Source organism: Sulfitobacter dubius, assembly GCF_027214245.1.
GTDB lineage: Bacteria > Pseudomonadota > Alphaproteobacteria > Rhodobacterales > Rhodobacteraceae > Sulfitobacter > Sulfitobacter dubius_A.
The window spans coordinates 1-252 of sequence record NZ_JAPWHM010000052.1 but is presented as its reverse complement, the minus strand read 5'-3'; the positions used below and the strand labels follow the sequence as shown (position 1 = coordinate 252).

Here is a 252-nt window from a genome sequence, read left to right as displayed (position 1 = left end):
TAGTAATTCTGTTTTCTTCTGTTTTTCCCAGCTGTCTAATGGGTTAACAGCCGCATAATAGGTTTGGTTACTATTGCGTTTAAAGGCTTGTACCGATGCATTCTGCCCTTGTTGTGCAATACCGCGCGCGGCAATCGCGCTTTGCTGTAAACCTTCTAACTGGATTTGGTCGGAATACGCGAAACCTGTTTTCTCGCCGGTGACGGCTCGCACACCCACACCACAGTCGATGTTGAATGAACCATCTTTGAT

Annotated in this window: 1 protein-coding gene; it reads right to left on the bottom strand. The window is 46.8% G+C overall.

Annotated elements, in window-relative coordinates; translation table 11 throughout:
• Positions 1 to 252: PmbA/TldA family metallopeptidase (locus O4H31_RS19570; protein ID WP_269348185.1), on the bottom strand; the 252-nt coding region annotated here is incomplete at both ends.